Origin of the sequence: Variovorax sp. J31P207 (genome assembly GCF_030316965.1) — a bacterium.
Classification (GTDB): Bacteria; Pseudomonadota; Gammaproteobacteria; order Burkholderiales; family Burkholderiaceae_C; genus Variovorax; species Variovorax ginsengisoli_B.
On sequence record NZ_JASZYN010000001.1, the window covers coordinates 397,531 to 415,903 of the forward strand.

The following is an 18,373-nucleotide window of genomic DNA, read 5'->3' on the forward strand; positions in this document are numbered from 1 at the left end:
GAGATCCCCGCTTTGAGAGTCGCCCACGGAAGGGGTGCGGAGGAGCTATCAAAGAAACACCCCTTACGTAGCCGTCTTGGGGGCACTTTAGTTCGTCATGCACGCGGGAAAGTGACTTCCTTCTCACTCGTGCGTAAAATCCGCTCCGGCGTGGATTTGAATGGACGATATGCATTCAACGATTCATCAAAGGCGCCTTTGTCGCAGAAGTTCATGAGGCCAAGCGACGAACTCCAACAACTTCAAAGGTTCCAGACTCAATGACGAAGTCCTACGCGCAACTCAAATCCGCCATCGCCAAACTCGAAAAGGAAGCGGCTGCACTGCGTGAAACCGAAACGACAAAGGTGGTTGCGCAGATCAGAGAGTCGATCGCCACGTTTGGCCTGACCGTCGAGCACCTCTTTGGCCGTGGCGCCAAAGCTTTGAAGACAGTCGCAGGCAAGGCGCTTGGCAGTGGCAAGGCAACGCGCAAGGGCGCAGGCATTCCCAAGTACCGCCACTCCAAGACGGGCAGAACGTGGACTGGGTTCGGCAAAGCTCCCGGGTGGATTGCCTCCGCGCGCAACCGTGACAAGTTCCTCATCGACCAATCTGGCGTCATCGCGACGCCTTCGGTCGAGAAGGCCGACGTTCCTGTCGCTGCTGTGGCCAAAAAGGCAACCCGCAAGGCCCGCAGCATTGCAGCACCGGTGAAGAAGTCGATTCGCGCCAAGAAGGTTGCTTCCGCTTCCGTCGCAGCTCCCGAAGCGAAAGCAGAAAGGCCGGTTGCAAGGAAGGCTGCCCCGAAGAAGGGCGCTCCTTCGAAGAAAGCCACGCAGGCAAAGAAGGCGGCTGCCGCCCCCAAGGCAGCCAAAGCTGCCAAGGCTCCACAGGCTGCAGCGAAGGACCCCAGGCAAGCCGTCGCCAAGACCGCGAAGTCGGAAGCCGCCGCCAAGACCCGCCGCCCGCGTGCCTCCACGACCATTGCGACGCCTGTGTCGACCCCCACCCCGGCAGAGACGGTGACATCCCAGGGCTAAATTCACGTACGGCGCGCACGAGATTGTCCGTTGTTCCCCAGGAATCCGTGCCCAGCTGTCCAGCGGCTGGCCGCGTCATACAACAATCCCGTGCTGGATCCTTCGAAGAAGGATCTGCACTCGCTCTTGACCGCCGGCAGCGACGATCTCTGCCGGCGTTTGGCCTCCCAAGAGGACATGCGGTTTGCGTAGCCAAGCGTGGGCCTCGTTCCCGAAGACCTCTGTGGCGAGATTGAGCAGTTCCTTTTCCTCATGAACTCGATCCACACTCGGTGAGGCTTCAACCTCGACCACAAGTCCAGGGTTGAAGGCCTTGTTCTCGAATTCCCCGTGCCAGTTCAGATAGCCACGCGGATTTGAGATCACCCGGCAGTTCCCCACCTCGTAGTCGAAGCTGTCGTGCGTGTGCCCATGCACCCAGAGCACAGGGACCTCGAAGAACTCGGGCCGCATCTCGCTGACGAAGCCGCCAGAGGACCAATCGTCGACATACCGCGGTGCCAGCGACTTGCGATGCGGAGCATGGTGAGTCACCACCACAGTTGGCCCTTCGAATGGTTCGGCGAGCTTCCTGCGCAGCCAGGAGCGATGCTGCCGATGGAGACGCAAGGTGTCCATCGGCACCAGGCGCCGGGATCCACGCGAGTTGGCTGTGTGCGGGTCATCGACTCGGATGGCTGAATAGTCGGCCAGGTAGCGCAAGCATTCCATCATCGAGCGATGCCGATCCGACAGCAGACGCACCTGTTGTCCCGCGAAGCCCGGGTTATCGATCCGCAAGCGAAAGTCCGTCCACAAGGTGCAGCCAAGAAAGCGCACGCCGGCGATCACCACCTCGTCGCAGTCGAGGAAGTGAACGCCCTGCTCTTTTGCTTGGCGCCGCATCTCCGCTCCTTCCTCATCGAGCACGGACTCGTAGTACTCATGATTGCCGGCGATCTGAACGATGGGCATTTCACCAAAGCGGGTCGGGTCCCGTAGCCAACGCGCGACCACCCTGCCAGGCGAGGAAATGTCGCCCGCTAAGATGGCCACGTCGTAGTCCAGGTCCTTCGGCGCCTCGAAGGTCTCGAATTCAGCGTGAAGGTCAGAAAGGATCAGAAGCCTCATGTTTGATCAGTGTGCGTCGTCGATAGCCGCGGCGAGAACACGCTCGATAGCGGTACCTCTTTCGAGAGCTACTCGTGGCGTCAAGCCTTCCAGCGCAGGCGCCAGCGTCTCGAGGAAATCTAGGATCTGCCAGGGATCCTGCGTGCCCAGAGATCGGGCGATGCGCTGAATCGCTGACCAGGCAGACGGCTCAAACTGCCAACGGGGCATCCTGAGCGTTCCGTCGGGGCTGGCCAGCCCAATGCAACGGCCGCCACTGATCCACGTGACGATCGTCGAAGCATCTACGTTCAGGAGCGAGGCGGCTTCTGTGACGGTAATCATGTCGGCAGCTTGCAAGCGTTCTAGACGGTATCCTTTCCCCTCGCGAAGCAAGGCTGCTGTCTCTTCGACCGTCGCGTAGAGAACGTCGGTCATGCCGGCCCACCACTGCAATCTGGCAATTGGAGCACCAGACCGGGATCAAACGCCGGGTTCTCCGTCCTGCCACTCCAATTGACGTAGCCGCGAGGGTTGCATACGACGCGGCATGAGCGGACGCGGTAGTCGAAGCTCTGGTGTGTGTGCCCGTGCACCCAGAGCACTGGCACGTCGAAGAACGTCTCGGGAAGTTCATTGACGAAGGCGCCCGAGATCCAGTCTGCGGCGTAGCGCTCCGCGAGCGAGCCACGATGCGGTGGATGGTGCGTGACGACCACGGTGGGTCCAGCGAATGTTTCCGCGAGTTTCGCTCTCAACCAGGCTCGCTGGCCTTGATGGAACCTGAGCGTGTCTTCCGCCCCCAGCCTTCGCCCTTGACGGCTGCGCCAAGTACCTGGTTCCGCGAGTTCATCGGCGGTCCGGATCAGGGTGTAGTCGTTCATGAGATTGGTCGCCCTCCTCATGGCCAGCCCGGCGTCTCGTCGTCGGCCTTCGGGTGTTTCGATCGCCAACTCAAAGTCCGTCCAGAGCGTACAGCCGAGGAAGCGCACGCCATCGATCACAACCTCGCCGCCATCCAGCAGATGCACCTGGCCGCCAGTCGCCGCAGTTCGGGCCTCCGACTGAGCCAGGTCCATCCGACTGCCGTAGTACTCATGGTTCCCGGGGACGTAGATCACCGGCTTCCCGGCCAATTGCGCCTCAGCCCACTCGACGCCGCGCCGACCGGGCGTGTGGATGTCCCCTGCGAGGATCACCACGTCGAACTCTCCTTTCGGAAGCGGTTCGAAGGGCTCGAACTCGAGGTGCAGGTCGGAAAGGATCAGCGCTTTCATGGCTTCACCTGAGCGGCTGCCCAAACTGACCCCATATGGCCTTGGGGCCCATCGTCTTCTGAACGGTGCACAAGGCAGAGCGACGCCCAGGGCCCCCGATCGTTGCAGATTTCCGAAGGCCCGTCACAGACGATGCACCGAGATCTCAGTTCCACCTCGAGCTGGAGCACGCGCTCGTCAACCGCCAACGCCACCGGATCGTGGCCCTCGGCGGGCCCACATTCGTGCCGATGCACCTCGGTCGGGCGATGGATGTTGACCGCGACGCGCGACTTACCCTCCATCCGATAGGCAAAGCTCGGTGAGCCGAATTTCTCGCGCAACCGCACCCAGTGGAAGGCACGTTTGTCTGCCCCAAGGAGCTCGTCGATGACTTCGCAGGTCTTCGCCAAGGGCGCGAGCCACCCTCGGAAGAAAATGTACGCGCGTCGCCGCTCCTCCCCTTCGAGCGGGAACATATAAGGGAAGCGGCGTTGCAGAGCTTTAGGGGTGTCGAGGTTCATATCGCTCGCTCACAGACACAGTTCCCGCCGCTCCGGCTTGGGGCTCCGGCGAGGGGGAGGTTTCTCACGGCGTGCCAATCGTCCGGCTTCAAAAAGTGCTCCGCTGACGTCGAGTTCCTCCACGCGTCAGTGAAGGACGACCTTCGACTCGTCTTCGTCGAGTACATCGGCCGGCAGATCCGAGGTCTTCAGATACCTGCGGTCGTTGACAACGGCGCGCGCTACTGCGCCCTGTACAGCCTTGCGGATAGCGCGAGGCGTCAGGTGAGCGAGTCGATATGCCAACCGCGGCTCCGGCGGAAGGAACCCCGGCACCAAGAGCTTCTCGACCGTTCGAGCAGCCACAACTTGCGCGATCTGGATGGCGTGCGCGCCGCGGGGAAGCGGGATCTCGAACTCCGTAAACCTCGATCGCAGCGATTCCGGGATCTTTCTTGGGTCGTTCGAGGCCGCGATGTAGATGGCCAGGCTGGCATCAAACGTGATGTCCAGCGCGGCATCGCGAGCCGTCGCCGCGGTGAGCGGCTCCAACAAAGAGTGGAGCGGTTTGAGGGGGTCATACGACGAGTTCGCCGGAGCCTTGTCCAGTTCGTCGATCAGAAAGACCGGGTTCGCGTACCTCCCCAGCACAATTTCCTCGAACACCGCCCCTGGGCATGCAGTACTCCAGTGGCGTTCGGTGCCGAGTAGCAAGGATGTGGTCTGGGCGTTTTCCATGGATTGACGCCGCAGCGGAGCCCCAAGCGCCGTCGCCAAATCGTTTGCGTAGTGAGACTTGCCGATCCCAGGTGGACCCCAAATATGGATTGGTGGAATCCAGAGTGGGCCCCTGCTGCTCATCGATAGCGCCACGTGTTCGACAACGAAGTCGGTGACATCCAGAAAGTGTGGGTGCGACGCACGCAAGTCCGCCACCGCTCGAGCCCATCTATCCGGCTGACGAGCGGGATTGGCGACATCTCTGAGCGCGCCCCGGGACTTCACCTTCTCCATGAGCTCAAGTTCGCGCCTTTGCTCATCTTTGCTGCGCACCGTTGCCGTCTTGGCAAGCACGCGCAGGACCTCTTCACCTCTCAGTACGGGGTGACGTCGCTTCCGGTCACGGCGCGCCACGCCGTGCTCGAACTGCTTGATAAAGGAGAGTCGGTCGTCTAGTCCTGCATGCAACTGCGCGGCTCGCGGGACAGCAGCCCTCGTTCCGTCCCTGTCGGCTCGGAGTCGCTCCAGGGTCGAGACGCGCCTGTCTTCCTCGCGGGCCCGAGCCAGTCGACGACGCTCCTCGACCAGGCGCCATTGCAAAGCGATAGGGAGCAAGATCTCCACGCCCTGATACGAGTCCTCAGATGCCTCGGTGCGATACAAGGAGAAGCCCTCCAGATCGTCTGAGTCGCCCCCTGCAGACGGTCGTCGGCGAATCGTGTTCACGATGGATGAGCCTCCCACTCGATCGCCTCCCTCCAAAAGCCTTCAAGGCCTTCTTCACCACAGCGCGCCAGGGCCCTCGGACCGTGCAGGCTGCACAACGTGAGCTCAGTTCCGAAATAGTTGGCGGCTTCGGCGCGCCGACCGCATACCATGCAAGCGGTGCTCGTTACACGTTCAGCCTCGAGTACGACGCGATCCACCTCGGGCGCTAGGTCGGCGGCAACGTCGTAGGCCGCGAACAGCATGGCCCGGCGGGAATCGCCCTCGAGGTTGACCACGAACGTTCGAAACTCGCCCAACACATACAAGAAGAGCCCGCAGCCTTGGTCGTCGGCTCGAAGCTGGACCCAGCGAAAGCCAAGTTTGCTCGGAGGCAGGAGCTGGTCGATCTGCTCGCATGCGTGACCCAGAATCGGCGTCCAGCCGCGAAAGAAGGTCAGGCCTACGTGGTCACCTTCGAACATGTACGGAAAGCGCGCTTTCAAAAGAGCACCGTTCATGCTGGTCACTCCATCGCGGGCGTGCACGCGATCAAACGTCGGACGATGCCGTGAGTCCAACAGCTCCCGGGACGTCGTCCTTGCGCCAATACTCAGGCGCGTCGGTCCGCGTTGCATCACGCGAGACCCGAAACCTCGCAGCGATCTGCCGATGTCGCCGACGACGGCCCGTCGCTCGCATCGACCACCATGCACCTTGTATCTTATACGCTGGTGCCTAAAAGCTCAAGAATTTGTGGTAACAGACTGGGCTTAGCCAGGGGAAAACTCACCGCTCATGCCCAAGCATATACACACGTGTCCTAGCATTTTGAACCCGATAGGCTGGTGCGCAAAAGCACGCAAGAGGCGAGATTCGTCTCATGCGTTCCGACCAGGATCCGGCGTTGCTCCGGGCATTTGCAGCCGAGCTGAAAGCTCGCAGGTTGGCGCTCGGACTCAGCCAGGACAGATTTGCTCTGATGGCGGAGATCCATCGGACCTTTGTGGCGAAAGTGGAGCGAGCAGTGGCGATGCCCTCGCTGTCGAGCGTCTATCGCATCGCCGAGGGACTCGGTGCGGAGCCGGCCGAGTTGATCACCGCCGTTTCGAAAAGGTACATGAAGGAACTTCGCAGCGCTGCATCGGTGGCACCCACCAGTACAGCGTAGGGAGGGTCGCGCGAGAAATCGCTTCGAGGACGTCGGATCACAGGTTGCTGCTCGCTCCGTGATTTGCGGGGACCACGGTGCCACCCCGTGTCGCACGCGCAGCGGTAGCTGACGGAAGCCCGGCCTTCTGCGTCGCAACGCCCGCATCACCATGGCAGGTTCCGACCTCTATGGATTCCTTCATTTCTGCTCGGGCGGTGACTTAAGACATCGCCACGCATCGAGCAAGCTGAAAGCAGCTGTTGGCGGCGGTCCGCGTTACTGCACAACATCGGTAAGCGAAAAATCATCACCGCCTTTCATTCGCGCCAATAATCCGTTACGAATTCAAAATCTGGTAAAAGTATTGATGGCGTTTGCGCACAGGCGGGGCCCCGCTCAACATCAATAACGGCGTTCCCGCGCCCGCGGGGGAAAAGCCGATCCCGGAAATCAAAAAATTGGAGAGCATCGATGGCGAATGGATGGACACCCGAGCGCAGAGCGCGGCAGTCGGAGCTCATTCGCACCTGGCGGCCTTGGGAGAAAACAACCGGCCCCAAGACCGCCGAAGGAAAAGCAAAGGTCTCGCGTATCGCCTTCACCGGGGGGCATTGGCGCGAGCTGCGGGAGATGTCGAGGGCGATGACAGCGGCACTGCGACAGTAGCAAGAGCATCTGGACAGCGTTACGTAGGGGCGAAAATGGGAAGTAGTTGGCGCTCGGGCCAGCCTGCCCGCTGGCCAACGCCCGACTACAAGGCATGATTTGGGCATGTCTAGCGAATCCCCAAAGCCAATTTATCTGCGCGGTAAAGCGCATGACCACAGCCAGCCGTTCGCGGGGGACCAGTTCGAAAGAAAAGCGTTGGCTGGCCGGCTGACGGCACTGCTTGGTCGCCTTCCGGATGGGGCGGTCCTTTCGGTTGATGCACCGTGGGGTGAAGGCAAGACGTGGTTTGGCCGCAACTGGCACGCATCCTTGGTCGAAGAGGGATACCGAACGTCGTACATCGACTGTTTCGAGCGCGACCACATCGAGGACCCGTTTGTCATGATCGCCGGGGAGATGTTGCACCTGCCGAAGAAAGGCGAACCCCAGCGACGAAAGAAGCTTGTGGAAGCAAGCAAGAAGCTCGGTGCGGCCCTCTTGCCATCCGCGGCAAAGTTTGCAGCCAACACGGTTGGGCATTGGGCGATGGGAAAAGCTGATCTGGGTGATGACATTGCGAAGTCGATCGCTGCGCTTGAAGAGTCCTCTGCAGCGTCCCTGGAGAGGCTCGTCGCCAAAAGGCTGGAAAACTATGAGGCAGACAAGAAGAGCGTTGACGGCTTCCGCGACGCGCTGAAGGAGATGGCCTCGGAGGGCGACAAGCCGATCGTCATCTTCCTCGATGAGCTCGATCGCTGCCGGCCCGATTTCGCTGTGCGAACGGTGGAAAGGATCAAGCACTTCTTCGAAGTCCCGGGCGTAGTGTTCGTGCTCCTGATGAATCGTCGGCAGCTCGTTTCGGCGATTCGGGGGATCTATGGTGAGCACATCGATGGCGAGGGCTACCTTGCCAAGTTCGTTCAGCTTTCATTGACCCTCCCGAAACAGGCTTCGCTGGAGGTGCACACGCCTGACGACAACCAGAAGCATTGCGACGCCACGCTGGTTCGGTATGGGTTCGAACGCACGCAAACCACGCAGCAGTTCGCCCAATTCATGGGCGTGCTCGCCACATCGCTGAACTTCTCCTTGCGCGACGTTGAACGTGCGGTGGTGCTCTACTCTTTGGCTCAGCCTCTCAACGCTGCAGCCGTCGATGCTGCGTGGCCCATCGCTTTGAAACTCTCAAGGCCAGAGCTCTTCGCCAGACTAATGAGGGGTGAGCAGCAAGCCCACGAAGAGGCGGGCAAGCTGGCCACTTCACTGCTGAAGCGCGCTAAGGCGCTAGGGCCTGTGCTGCGACTCTTCGAGGCCATTCATTTCAGCGCGGCCAACGATTTTGAGGTGCCGCTCGAGGCGGACGTGATGGAACTGTTGGGCAGGCAATGGCGGATCCATGGGCCGAAAGGGTTCCTTTCCTGGATCTTCGGCAGAGTCGATCTTGACGTTGCGAGGTAGGCGGGTTACGCGGCCTAGGCGGGAGTCGGCTCAGGTTTCCGGGGCGGCGAAATGTTCGCGTCTAAGCGGGCTTCGATCACCATGTCGCTCCCGACAGTTGGTGCGCCACCAAATTGCTTCGTAAGGCTTTCCTGCAAGCCGAGCGCGAACACCTCTACGGCCTGGAAAGCCTCGCTCAAGCAGAAGCTGTGGCCATCGCTGGTCAGCGTAAGAAGGTCAAATTGATGACGGACGGTTTTTCCTCCAACCGAGGGAAGGGAGCGGCGCTCCGAAACCTGTAGCGTGCCGGGCACCATGGTGTAGGTCCATCCCTCGATCGGATCTGTGCCGCGAAGCTCGAGCCAACTGATCGTGCCCCAAGGCGTCTCCCGTCGGCTCACTAGCCTCTCGATTCGACCAGTCACATGCTGGACGGCATTCCTCAAGACGACAACATTTGAGGCGGCGTCTCGGAGCACCTTGACGTAGGGGGGAAGCGCCTTCTCCTTCTTTGTCATCGTCGAGACGACCGATTGGAGGCGGTGCAACGAATCGATCATCGCCCACGAATCAGAAAGGACCGAGGCAAACATGCCTTCGCCAGGATGTCCGTCGGCTGTCCGCCACCCCTCAACGGTGGCGATGACTCTTCGATAGTTCAGCTCGAAGATCTCGATCGAGTACCTGATGGCATCGAGCATCACACGCTTCTTGGCGTCGAGGTTGACCGGAAGGTTGCGCAGCGCGGAGCCAGCAGGAACGAAGGGCGGGATTTCCGCGATCAAGGTCAATCGGTCGTTCATGAAGAGGCTGCGCCAGAACTTGTGAAGAGGCCCAGGACAAAACCTGTGTAGTACCAGAAGCCGGTGTTCGGCCGGCCGATGATCTGAATGGAGTCGAGGAACGAGATTCCGAAGTTGCCCAGGATCCACGAGACGACGTTTGTCAGCAGCGCCAGCGGGAAGACGATTCCATGCCAGATGCCAGAGAAGAAGCCGTAGGGATCGGCCACGGAGTCCGCCGTGTAGTGCGCGGCGCAACCGGAGAGGGTCAAGAACAGCACTAGCAGGACAATCCGCGGGCGCTTCAGAAATGCCATTGCGGACGGTTGTCTGCCGAGACCAAAACGGCGCGAGCGTTGCTCGAGGTGGTGCTGCCGCCTCCGAAAGCGCTTGCAGTGGACTGGCCATTGGTAGCGAATCCAGCCCCGACGCTACGGGTTGAATCGAGGACGTACGTGCCCTTGAACAGGCGGCCCTCGATGTTCACGTCCATCGTACTGGTGCGCTTGTCATAGGTGCCGGTGTAGGACTTTCCATCGGCGACCATCCGAAGGGGGCCGCTGGTCGCGGCACACGCTCCAAGAACGATGGCGAGTGCGATCGCTAGAACTGATCTCATAGCTCTCTCCAGATTGCTTGATGACCGGTCACTTGGTCTTTTGTGGGGCGCTGCTTAGCTCGCCAAAACAGGCGGCCAATTCCGAACGTGTTTGGGCACTCATTTGGCCCTGACCTGAGAAGATCCGGTCCTGTCCTGTGCCGCCTTGGAAACCGATCCATAGGTTCTTTGCTTCCATGAATCCCTGGATTGCGGAAAACCCTGGGTCGGTCGGCGCCCTAAAGATGAAGTAGCCTGCACCGTCACCGGGTGCGGTCGCCCCATCAAGCGGAGCCAACGGCTCGCCGTCGCCTATTCGCACCCAAGCAATCGTCTTCCCCGAGGTCCTCAGTTGCCCAGCGGGTTCCGATAGCTTCCCGAGCTTGAGTGCGCCCTTTACGCCTGTGAAACCGTCAAGGAAAACAGCGATGGACCCATCGACGACCTCGATGTCGTCTGAGGATCCCGGCACGGATGTGAGGCCAGCAAAGCGAACGCCGCACGATACAACGACACCCTTGGGAGCGTTCATCGTAGATTGAAGGGTGAGGTTTTGAAGCGTCGTGACCGTCTGGCCGTGAGCTTCGACCTGCACGATCAGAAGGAGCAACAACGCCCAGAGCTTGTTCATGCGCAGTCCTATTGCACCGAGCACTGGTTCGCTGAAAGTTCGGCGCGGAGTCCTCGCATGCGCTGCTGGTCGGGGTTGATCACCTCCGGTGGCTGCCATTGCCAGTTCGTGTATCGGCTTTCGATCTTGTTGCGCTCCGCGACGAGCTGGGCGCACCTGGTGGCGCGCTGGGAGTCGCCCGTGGTGGCCTGGGCCTGCTGGGTGCGGGCCGCTTTGCCTTGCTCCGCCTGCTGCACCTGTTGATCCCAAGGCACGTCCGCGACGTTCTCAATACGCTCGATGAGCGCGTTGTGCTGGTTGCAGTGTGCTTGGGCCCAGAACGTCGAGCCGTTGTACGCCTTGCAAAGATAGATCGTGCCGGCGTGCGCTGAACCGGCCAACAGCGCCGCGGCGCAGATTCCCCAAGTTTTCATTCTTCTTACTCCTGGCGTGAAGTCTAGGCGGCTCGACCTACAGCCCCGATGCGCCAACTGGTTATTCAACCGGTAATTTGTCGAATTTTCCCTATCAACACAGCGTTCGCGCCCTAGCTGCTCGCCCGCCCTCAACAACTTTTGGGAGCTGCGAGGATCTTGCTGGGTCAGGAAAGATCGACTTCGAGCACCCCGGATGTTGGCTCGACATCAAGGGCACCGACTTTGAAAGGAATCCGCAGAACGTTGGGCACGAGGCCCTTTGCGATCGCTCGTCCGGGTTCCGGCCCGAGCCATACGCCCCCGACACGAATATTCATCGTTGGATGCAAGAGGGCGGAAGAATCTGCCGCATGGATCCAAGAGCCATCTGGATTTGTCATCGCGAACTTCAGCGCTTCGGTGCCATTGCCGTCGATGCCATAGCTATAGCGCCCGAAAGGGCCTGCAACGGCAAGTTGGAGGTAGAGGCCGCGGGCCGCTCCTCGACCGGCGTTCGTAATCTGCACCTGTACTTGATACGCGTCCGCGTGAATCGCGGTGACTTCAAGCCTCGGGCGGGCACGTCTGCCGAACATGTCGGCGATCTGGAACGGCTCCATGCGCATGAAGCTGAGGCCGATGCGCTGGTAGTAGCGGTCCTCCCCGAAGCGCGCCATGTGCGGCCCCCCGTCGCTTGGAGGGACAAAGGTGACGACGAAACCATGCGCTTGGCCGCGAGCAGTGAGCGCGCGGTGCACTACGCCGGGAACGCCAGGCGCCACGGCCTGCGGGGTCAACTCATCCAGTCTGCTTGCAAGCTTGCGTGCTTCCGGAACGCCGGGAAAGTCGGTAACGCAATCGATCCCGTGTGCATTCTTCTTCGCGGTGACTCCCCAGAGACAGACGCCGCCTGCCCCATTGGCGAAGCCAGAGAGGACCGTCGCAAGGTTTCGTTTGATGTCGCCTTCGTCTCCGACGCGCTTGCAATCGAAGACCTGCGACTCCACGTCGCCGGCCATTTTGAGAATCTTCGCGTGCGTCAGCGATGCAAACCAAGCGTGCAGGTCCATTTCCGCCTAGGGAAGTTGCGCTGCGGAATGATAGGGCCGCGATCCATCCGCGAAGTCCCACCGTACCGGATCAATGAGCCCAGGTCGCAGAACTCCTCGGCAGCAGCGGACGTCCAGAAGCCGTTCACTGTCAAGCTTCCGTGGGCGTCTTTGGTCGAGGTCGCGCTCGATTCTCTGTCCACAAGGAAACCAATTCGGGTTCCGGATCGTTGGGCCTTAGACGCTCCGCTATTCGAGAAACGTCTTTTGGTATGACCGTGATGCGCCCGATCCAGACGTTGACGCCGGCCGACAGCGGCACAAGTACTGAAACGACGGCGCACACGCCGCGAATGAGCAACACCTCGACAGACGTACTGCCGCGGCCAGCGCGCGCGCCGAGGCCGCGGTCGAAGATCCGGTCGAACCGCTTCACGCTGTCCGAACTGACCGACGCTGGCGCAATCAACGTCGCGACCAATCCCCCTTCGCCGGACAGGCTCCGGCGGGACATGGCCTTCAATTCGCTGATCGTGGTTTGGAGGTCTTCCGTCAAGCCCCAAATCGTGCCCCCAGGTCTGAACCAAAACAGGTCCCACGCCTCCTGAGACTGGGCGCCTTCGCTCCTGCTAGCAATCAGCGATGTCAGCCTCTTTCGATTGCGTTCAAGGCAGAGGCTACCGACGATCGACGCCACGCCGGGATAGCTGCTACTTTGTTCTCGCTGCAGCCACACGTTTAGATCGACGAAGCCCTCGGCGTTGATTGAATCGTCTATGAACGTGGAGTAGGTCAATCTCGCAAACTCAGAACGTGCAGCCGCCGTCGGATCTGGTTCGCTCAGACTTCCCAACGCATGGCTCATCGCGTCGGTCAGTAGGCGCAATTTCTGCGGCCGATCTGTCTCCGTCTCGATCAGCGTAGTTTCCAGCTTGGGCGGACTTCCGAGTAGAAGCGATTGCTTTCCGGAGATTTGCGCATAGCTGAATCGCCCTGGCGCGACATCGGATATCGCATACAGGCCCCAGGCCTCCGGGTTCTTGATACGCCGGATCAAACGCAGATAGTCTCGGAAATTGTCGTGAAATGCCTCCCGAGCGAAGCTCTCCGAGATGTCTGTTCGGCCCAGCGACGCCGTCAGGTCAATCAGATTTTTGACGTTGTGCAAACCCCGGGAGCGGATCATGCTCTTGCTGATCAGCTCGAACCAGATTCGGGCGGGGAAGCTCTCCACATCGGTGATCACGGGGGGGCCGTCTCCTGCAGTGCGAAACAGCTCCTTGCCCGTCGAGTGGAGCGAGACTTCGTTGCCCTCCAGCATGATGAGTGTTCGTGCCTGGAGATCGGCCAGCACGATATCCATCTCGGTCTGGCTGAAGCCGAAGAAGCGTGCTAACCGCGATACGCTGACGCTTTCGCACAGGTTCAGCGCCTTCAACACGAATTCGTCGACCATTGGCATACGCTTGTCGCGAGTCACCTGCGCGGCGATGACGAACTCGCGGCAGGGCACGTTGAAACCGAAGGAACTTACCTGCGTCGGTTCGGAAAGGTCGAAATCGTTCATTCAATCTCTCCGGAGGTCAGGACCTTGGCCTCGTCCGGCGAAGCCAGCATGAATGCGAGTACCCGCCCCATAGGCGATGCGGATTGCTGTCCGGTCCACATCGGACATGATCCGACGACGATCAGTCGGTCTTTAGCCCTCGACACGGCCACATTACATCGATTGTTCGAACCGACATGGCCGATCTCCCCATGCTTGTTCGATCTGACCAGCGAAAGGATCACGATGGTGTTCTCCTTGCCCTGGTACGCATCGACCGTATCGATGCGCAACAGCCGGCGGAACTTGGCGTCCCACGTGTGGCGTGCGACAGCCATCTCGATCTTGGATTTCTGACCGGAATACATGCAGATGATGCCGATCGGGGACTCGTCGTCGCCCCGGGCGAGCTGATCGACAATCTCTTTCTGGGTCGACAGGGATTCCAGCAATCGAACGATCGTCGTCACCTCGGCGTCGTTGTGAAACGTCGTGTGACCCGGAAGTTTTACGTCCAACGGATTTCGCTCCTCAGAGGTGTCGATCCAGGCCATCGGCCTGCGCAGCCAGTCGGGTGCATCGGCAGCCACCGTGAATTCCGACGAACGCGCGGCAGAGGTGAGAAGGTTCACGTCTTTTGGCTCGTAGAAGGAGGATGAAACCATCCGGCAAATTGCAGGATCCATCCGATACTGCTCCGTCAATCTCTGTCCAGCGGAGCGTCCGTACGCAGAATTGAACGATCGCTCGAAGTCGCTGGTGATGAACTGTTCACGCGGAATGTCAGGACGATCCTCCTGCAGTTGATCCAACAGTTCGCGACCGATCATCGGCATCAGTTGAAGATGATCGCCAACCAGTAGCACACGGCGCCCGAGTTGGATGGGAACTGCGAGCTCACTCGGCGTGCATCTCGCTGCCTCATCCACGATGACCCAGTCAAAAGTCTGGGAGTCGATACGGATTCTGGTCTGCCCAACGCCCACACACGTCGCCGTGATGATCGAACGGGTCTTAGCCAGGAACTCCTCGAAGTTACGTTGCGGCGAACCAAGCGAAGACAACCAGTCCTGGGTAAGCGCAAGAATCTCCCTCGCGGAAGTTAGGTCGGCTGGGGATGCGCCGGGATGCTTCTGAAGTAAGCCCAAAAACGCTTCATCAAGCTCTTCAAGGGGCCGCGACCTATCGACCCGGCGATTCAGATTCGCGCGCGCAGCCTCTTCGAATGCCGCACCCGCGCGATCGAGTTGGACGCGAAATCGCTCCCGATCGACCGCAAGTTCGTCGGATTCCTGCGCGGCGAGTAACTGCAGCTGCGCGCAACGTCTGGCCAGGGTCCCGATGGCTTGATCGAGGGCCACGACATCTTTCGCGATTCCGGCCGGAATCCCCTTCGCAGATGCTAGCTGGGAAAACCGAAATCCCAACGCGCCTTCGAATCGGAGCCGGTACCTCTCCCTCAGTTCTGCAGTGTGGTACGGGCGGATCCGCTCCGTGATGCCCTTAGATCCAATGCGCAGCAGATTGGGTTTGTTGCCGTGCCGCTTGTAAAGCAGGACCAAAGAGTCGATCACGTTGTTCACCGCTTCATGCGACTGACTTGCGATGAGGATTCTCTTAGCCCCTCCCCGCGTGATCAACCAATGCGCGAACGAGGCGATAAAACGGGTCTTGCCGGTGCCGGGTGGCCCTTGAAGCAAGCCGACCGGACCACTAGCGAGGAAGGCCCGAAACGCTGCGTTCTGACCTTCGTTTAGGCCGTAGGCAGCCAGGTCGTCCTCAGGGATCTGGCCATCGAAGTCAACGGGCTCGGCTTCGATGTTCGGATCGAAGTAGTCGATTAGTTCAGGAATGGCCGAGGAACCGTCGAGAATGCGGCGGACTGCCTTGGATCGGCGATCGATCGACGTTTGCTCTCTTCGGTCTGCGAGATAGACGCTATCGCCCGCAGTTAGCTTACGCGTCGCGTAACGGATCGCTAGTGTTCCTGCAAAGTCGCTGAGCGCATGGTCAACTTCGCCAATGCGCTTGTTGCCTTCCGAGTACACGTCGACGACGTCGTCGGGGTCGAAATCGAACCCCTTTCCGAGGTTCTGGAAGCGAAACACGACCACGCCGTCACGCGCGGCGATCTCCCGGGTGAGTCGAACCTCGATGCGATCGTTTGCCTCCAGATCCATGAGCCGCTGCCAATGACTGGCAACACGAAACGAAGGGGTCGCCTCGGTATCGTGTGCTTCCGCGGGCAAGCCCACCGCCACGACACTCTGCACATGCTCGAAGAGTTCCAGCATGCCTTCTTCCGGCCCGTGCCTGAGGGTCAACTCCAGCTTGATCTTCGTTGCGCCCAGAGACTCGTGTGCGAGCGTCAGAAATTTCACTGGATTCAGAAACCATCGAATGAGTTTGTCGCCTGCCCCTTCGAATGCGAACTGTCGATCCGCGGAGGTCAAGTGATATCGCGACGTTCCTTGGTCGCGGCTCGCGCGGTTCACCAGATACTCCGACGGCTCGGTTCGTTGCGTCCCCATCTCAAAGATTCGCGAAGTCAATACGAACGACCGCACTCTCGGTGCCACAAGGGAATTCGAGGCTCGATGAATCGCCGCTACAGCGACCTCAAGGGTCTCGACGACTGGTCGACCAAATTCCTGTGCCAGCGTCTCGCGCAGCGGCCCGAAACACTCCTCGGTTCGCTCGGCAACAAGGTCCGCAACGATTCGCAGCACCGCGGAGCGGTCTATTGCCTGCTGGCTTAGCCGCTCCCAGTTGGGCGGGCACAACGTGGGTGTCCTGACGGCGCCGTCTCCTACCGGCGAGATATCGAACGGGTCGATCAGGCAGAGTTTTGACGCCGCCGAGTCGTAAATGACATTGCGCTGTGCGATGTCCCCGTGATCGCATCCGAGATCATGCAGCGCCGTGACGGCAACCATCAGCTTCGAGCAGACAGCGAGAATCTCGGCGGCTTCCAGCGAGCCAAGTTGGTCCAGCGGGAGTCCGGTCTCATGCTCGTACACAACAAACGGACCGATGGGCGACAGCCCAACGCATATGAATCTCGGCAGTGCTGCGGTTGGTGCGGACATGATTCTGCTGGCGCTATCCAGCAGACGGAGCAATGCAAGATCAGTCTCGGAAGAAAGGCCTCTAGCGAGTCCATTCCAGATCTTGACGGTCAACTCCCGACCGTCCGGCCCAATGCTGACGTAGACGGAGCAACGCGCGGTGCCGGGCAACTGCCTCGTGGCAGGCCAACGGAGGTAGGGGATATCAGGCGTTTCATGCCGATCAAGCAGCGATTGATCGAACGACAGATCGGTTTGCGACTCGATGAGTCGGGTGAACTCGTCCGTCATCGTCCCCGCATCCGGGAAGCGCTCTACCGGATTTGAATCTAACGCCTTCGCGAGCCACGGGCGGAGGAAGGCAAATTCGTCGGGCAGCGTGTCCAAGCCCGTGGTGCCACCGACCGGTCCGCTAGCCAAAATCCATCCCACAAGATAGCCGGCGAGGTAGACGTCGCGTTGACGCCCCGTGCTGGGAAGTTTGGCAGTGCCGTCTTCCGGCAAATCGGGTGCATATCCGCGCAGAGTCGTCAGCCAGTCGACAACCGACATCTCCTCTGGAATCTGGCAGGACATGAGACCCGTGAGCGCCATCGAAGTAGGACCTGACAACCATACGCTGCGCGGACCCAGGTCGCGATGGCTAACTAGGCGGTAGTGCAATTCCTTGACGATGTTCAACAACCCGGTTGCAATCAACAACCGATCGACGTCCGACAGATCGTCGCGTGCCTTCTCAAGGTATCTGTCCAGCGTCAGCCATCCCTGACCGAGGGCGCGGACTTCGAAGTGATTGGTCAGAATTTCGTCTGACGAATGCCCTATCTCGCGCAAAATCGCGTTGCGTTCGATAAGGTCGCTTCCGACAGCAGTGAGGTGCGCAAACGCCTTGGTTTCACGATCGGCGATGAGCCGACGCCGGTCGCCGCTGTTCAGCGTTGGCGGAAGGCTATCGAACGACCAGGTCCGGACGAGTGCCTTGAGCCGGGGCTCGCCTTTGCGTTCAGCGCGATGGTCTTGCCACACACCTCGCGGGTGCCGGAACACTTCCTCTTCGGTGACACGGTAGCCTGCCCAATCCGCCTCAAGTGGCTGAAATATCTTGGTGTTTCCCAAGACCTGGTCGAAGTCGTCGACAAACTGGTAGAGCTTAAAGAGAGAAATTCGCCGCGACTGGAGCAACTGCCGCCTGGTCGCGGTGTGCGTGATCGAGCAAGCCTCGGCCAGCGTCCAGACATACGCTTTTTCGGTGTGGTGCAGGTGCTCGCGCGTTGCCTGCCCGGTTAGGACAACACGCGGCTCTACCCAGAGCGCATCCCTGATCTTGGGTATCTCCGAAGCTAGGACGGACTTCAGCTTCCTGGCCTTCTCGCTCACCTGGAGAACGGCGGAACGTCCTCGAGACTGACCACCCACAAACCATCGGTCGTTCTGATATGTAAGCTTGGGATTCCAGTCCTTGATCTCCAGCACGAGGATCTGATCCTCGATCACTAACAGCGCGTCGATCTCCATCGGATCCTGATTGCGTGGATAGCAATTCAACGCCACATACAGCAGCCACTCCGCGGGAAACGCCTTCGCCAGCGCATCGACGCCCTTTATTTCCCTGGGCATGATGCCCGCGCTGTTCAGATACCGGACCTTGCATGCCATCTGGAAAAACTTTCTGCCTCTTGTTGATGGAATCGGGCCGTTTCGACCCACGACTTGCCTGCAGGCTGCCTTGCCGCGCCCGCATTGGCGGGGCGCCCGGATGAGCACCGTGCAC

Annotated in this window: 18 protein-coding genes; 4 read left to right on the plus strand and 14 right to left on the minus strand. The window is 60.2% G+C overall.

Annotated elements, in window-relative coordinates; translation table 11 throughout:
• The first annotated feature begins 260 nt into the window (after nt 1-260).
• The gene (locus QTI68_RS01890) at nt 261-1,022 is read left to right on the plus strand and encodes an H-NS histone family protein (RefSeq protein WP_286519327.1); all 762 of its coding nucleotides are present in this window, start codon (nt 261-263) and stop codon (nt 1,020-1,022) included.
• Nucleotides 1,023-1,097: 75 nt separating this feature from the next.
• Here the strand turns inward: QTI68_RS01890 and QTI68_RS01900 are convergent, their stop codons facing one another.
• From QTI68_RS01900 to QTI68_RS01920, 5 genes are all read right to left on the minus strand, one after another.
• Nucleotides 1,098-2,132, minus strand: coding sequence for a metallophosphoesterase (locus QTI68_RS01900; RefSeq protein WP_353506388.1), 1,035 nt, complete (start codon nt 2,130-2,132; stop codon nt 1,098-1,100).
• Nucleotides 2,133-2,138: 6 nt separating this feature from the next.
• Complete coding sequence (locus QTI68_RS01905) at nt 2,139-2,549, minus strand: hypothetical protein (protein ID WP_286519329.1); 411 nt, start codon at nt 2,547-2,549, stop codon at nt 2,139-2,141.
• Entirely contained in the window at nt 2,546-3,388 is an 843-nt protein-coding gene (locus QTI68_RS01910) for a metallophosphoesterase (protein WP_286519332.1), read from the minus strand. Before QTI68_RS01910 ends, QTI68_RS01905 begins: the two co-directional genes overlap by 4 nt.
• The gene (locus tag QTI68_RS01915) at nt 3,385-3,891 is read right to left on the minus strand and encodes a hypothetical protein (protein ID WP_286519333.1); all 507 of its coding nucleotides are present in this window, start codon (nt 3,889-3,891) and stop codon (nt 3,385-3,387) included. The genes QTI68_RS01910 and QTI68_RS01915 overlap by 4 nt, the downstream gene beginning before the upstream one ends.
• Nucleotides 3,892-4,017: 126 nt before the next feature.
• Nucleotides 4,018-4,731 (minus strand): AAA family ATPase, encoded by a 714-nt coding sequence (locus QTI68_RS01920; protein ID WP_286520193.1) that lies wholly within the window; start codon nt 4,729-4,731, stop codon nt 4,018-4,020.
• A 12-nt stretch (nt 4,732-4,743) separates the two neighbouring features.
• Between QTI68_RS01920 and QTI68_RS01925 the strand changes: the two genes are divergently transcribed.
• Nucleotides 4,744-5,046, plus strand: a complete 303-nt coding sequence (locus QTI68_RS01925; RefSeq protein WP_286520236.1) for a hypothetical protein — start codon at nt 4,744-4,746, stop codon at nt 5,044-5,046.
• Between the two features lie 266 nt (nt 5,047-5,312).
• Here QTI68_RS01925 and QTI68_RS01930 read toward each other — a convergent pair whose 3' ends face one another.
• Entirely contained in the window at nt 5,313-5,816 is a 504-nt protein-coding gene (locus QTI68_RS01930) for a hypothetical protein (protein WP_286519334.1), read from the minus strand.
• Between the two features lie 362 nt (nt 5,817-6,178).
• On the opposite strand from QTI68_RS01930, the gene QTI68_RS01935 reads away from it, so the two are divergent.
• A complete protein-coding gene (locus QTI68_RS01935) occupies nt 6,179-6,466 on the plus strand; it encodes a helix-turn-helix domain-containing protein (RefSeq protein WP_286519336.1) in 288 nt (95 codons plus the stop codon).
• 753 nt (nt 6,467-7,219) lie between these two features.
• The gene (locus QTI68_RS01940) at nt 7,220-8,554 is read left to right on the plus strand and encodes a KAP family P-loop NTPase fold protein (protein ID WP_286519338.1); all 1,335 of its coding nucleotides are present in this window, start codon (nt 7,220-7,222) and stop codon (nt 8,552-8,554) included.
• Nucleotides 8,555-8,568: 14 nt separating this feature from the next.
• Here QTI68_RS01940 and QTI68_RS01945 read toward each other — a convergent pair whose 3' ends face one another.
• The 8 genes from QTI68_RS01945 to QTI68_RS01980 all read right to left on the minus strand — a co-directional run bounded on the left by QTI68_RS01945 (nt 8,569) and on the right by QTI68_RS01980 (nt 18,258).
• Nucleotides 8,569-9,336 (minus strand): hypothetical protein, encoded by a 768-nt coding sequence (locus QTI68_RS01945; protein ID WP_286519340.1) that lies wholly within the window; start codon nt 9,334-9,336, stop codon nt 8,569-8,571.
• Nucleotides 9,333-9,632 carry a hypothetical protein gene (locus tag QTI68_RS01950; RefSeq protein WP_286519343.1) on the minus strand — a complete coding sequence of 100 codons (300 nt, stop codon included), beginning with the start codon at nt 9,630-9,632 and terminating at the stop codon, nt 9,333-9,335. Before QTI68_RS01950 ends, QTI68_RS01945 begins: the two co-directional genes overlap by 4 nt.
• On the minus strand, nt 9,620-9,934 hold the full coding sequence (locus QTI68_RS01955) for a hypothetical protein (protein WP_286519344.1): 315 nt from the start codon (nt 9,932-9,934) through the stop codon (nt 9,620-9,622). The genes QTI68_RS01950 and QTI68_RS01955 overlap by 13 nt, the downstream gene beginning before the upstream one ends.
• Nucleotides 9,935-9,962: 28 nt before the next feature.
• Nucleotides 9,963-10,544 carry a hypothetical protein gene (locus tag QTI68_RS01960; protein ID WP_286519346.1) on the minus strand — a complete coding sequence of 194 codons (582 nt, stop codon included), beginning with the start codon at nt 10,542-10,544 and terminating at the stop codon, nt 9,963-9,965.
• Nucleotides 10,545-10,552: 8 nt separating this feature from the next.
• Nucleotides 10,553-10,957 carry a hypothetical protein gene (locus tag QTI68_RS01965; protein ID WP_286519348.1) on the minus strand — a complete coding sequence of 135 codons (405 nt, stop codon included), beginning with the start codon at nt 10,955-10,957 and terminating at the stop codon, nt 10,553-10,555.
• 167 nt (nt 10,958-11,124) lie between these two features.
• Nucleotides 11,125-12,009, minus strand: coding sequence for an AlbA family DNA-binding domain-containing protein (locus tag QTI68_RS01970; RefSeq protein WP_286519350.1), 885 nt, complete (start codon nt 12,007-12,009; stop codon nt 11,125-11,127).
• 130 nt (nt 12,010-12,139) lie between these two features.
• Nucleotides 12,140-13,555, minus strand: a complete 1,416-nt coding sequence (locus QTI68_RS01975; RefSeq protein ID WP_286519353.1) for a hypothetical protein — start codon at nt 13,553-13,555, stop codon at nt 12,140-12,142.
• Nucleotides 13,552-18,258, minus strand: coding sequence for an AAA domain-containing protein (locus QTI68_RS01980; RefSeq protein ID WP_286519354.1), 4,707 nt, complete (start codon nt 18,256-18,258; stop codon nt 13,552-13,554). The genes QTI68_RS01975 and QTI68_RS01980 overlap by 4 nt, the downstream gene beginning before the upstream one ends.
• Nucleotides 18,259-18,373 lie beyond the last annotated feature (115 nt).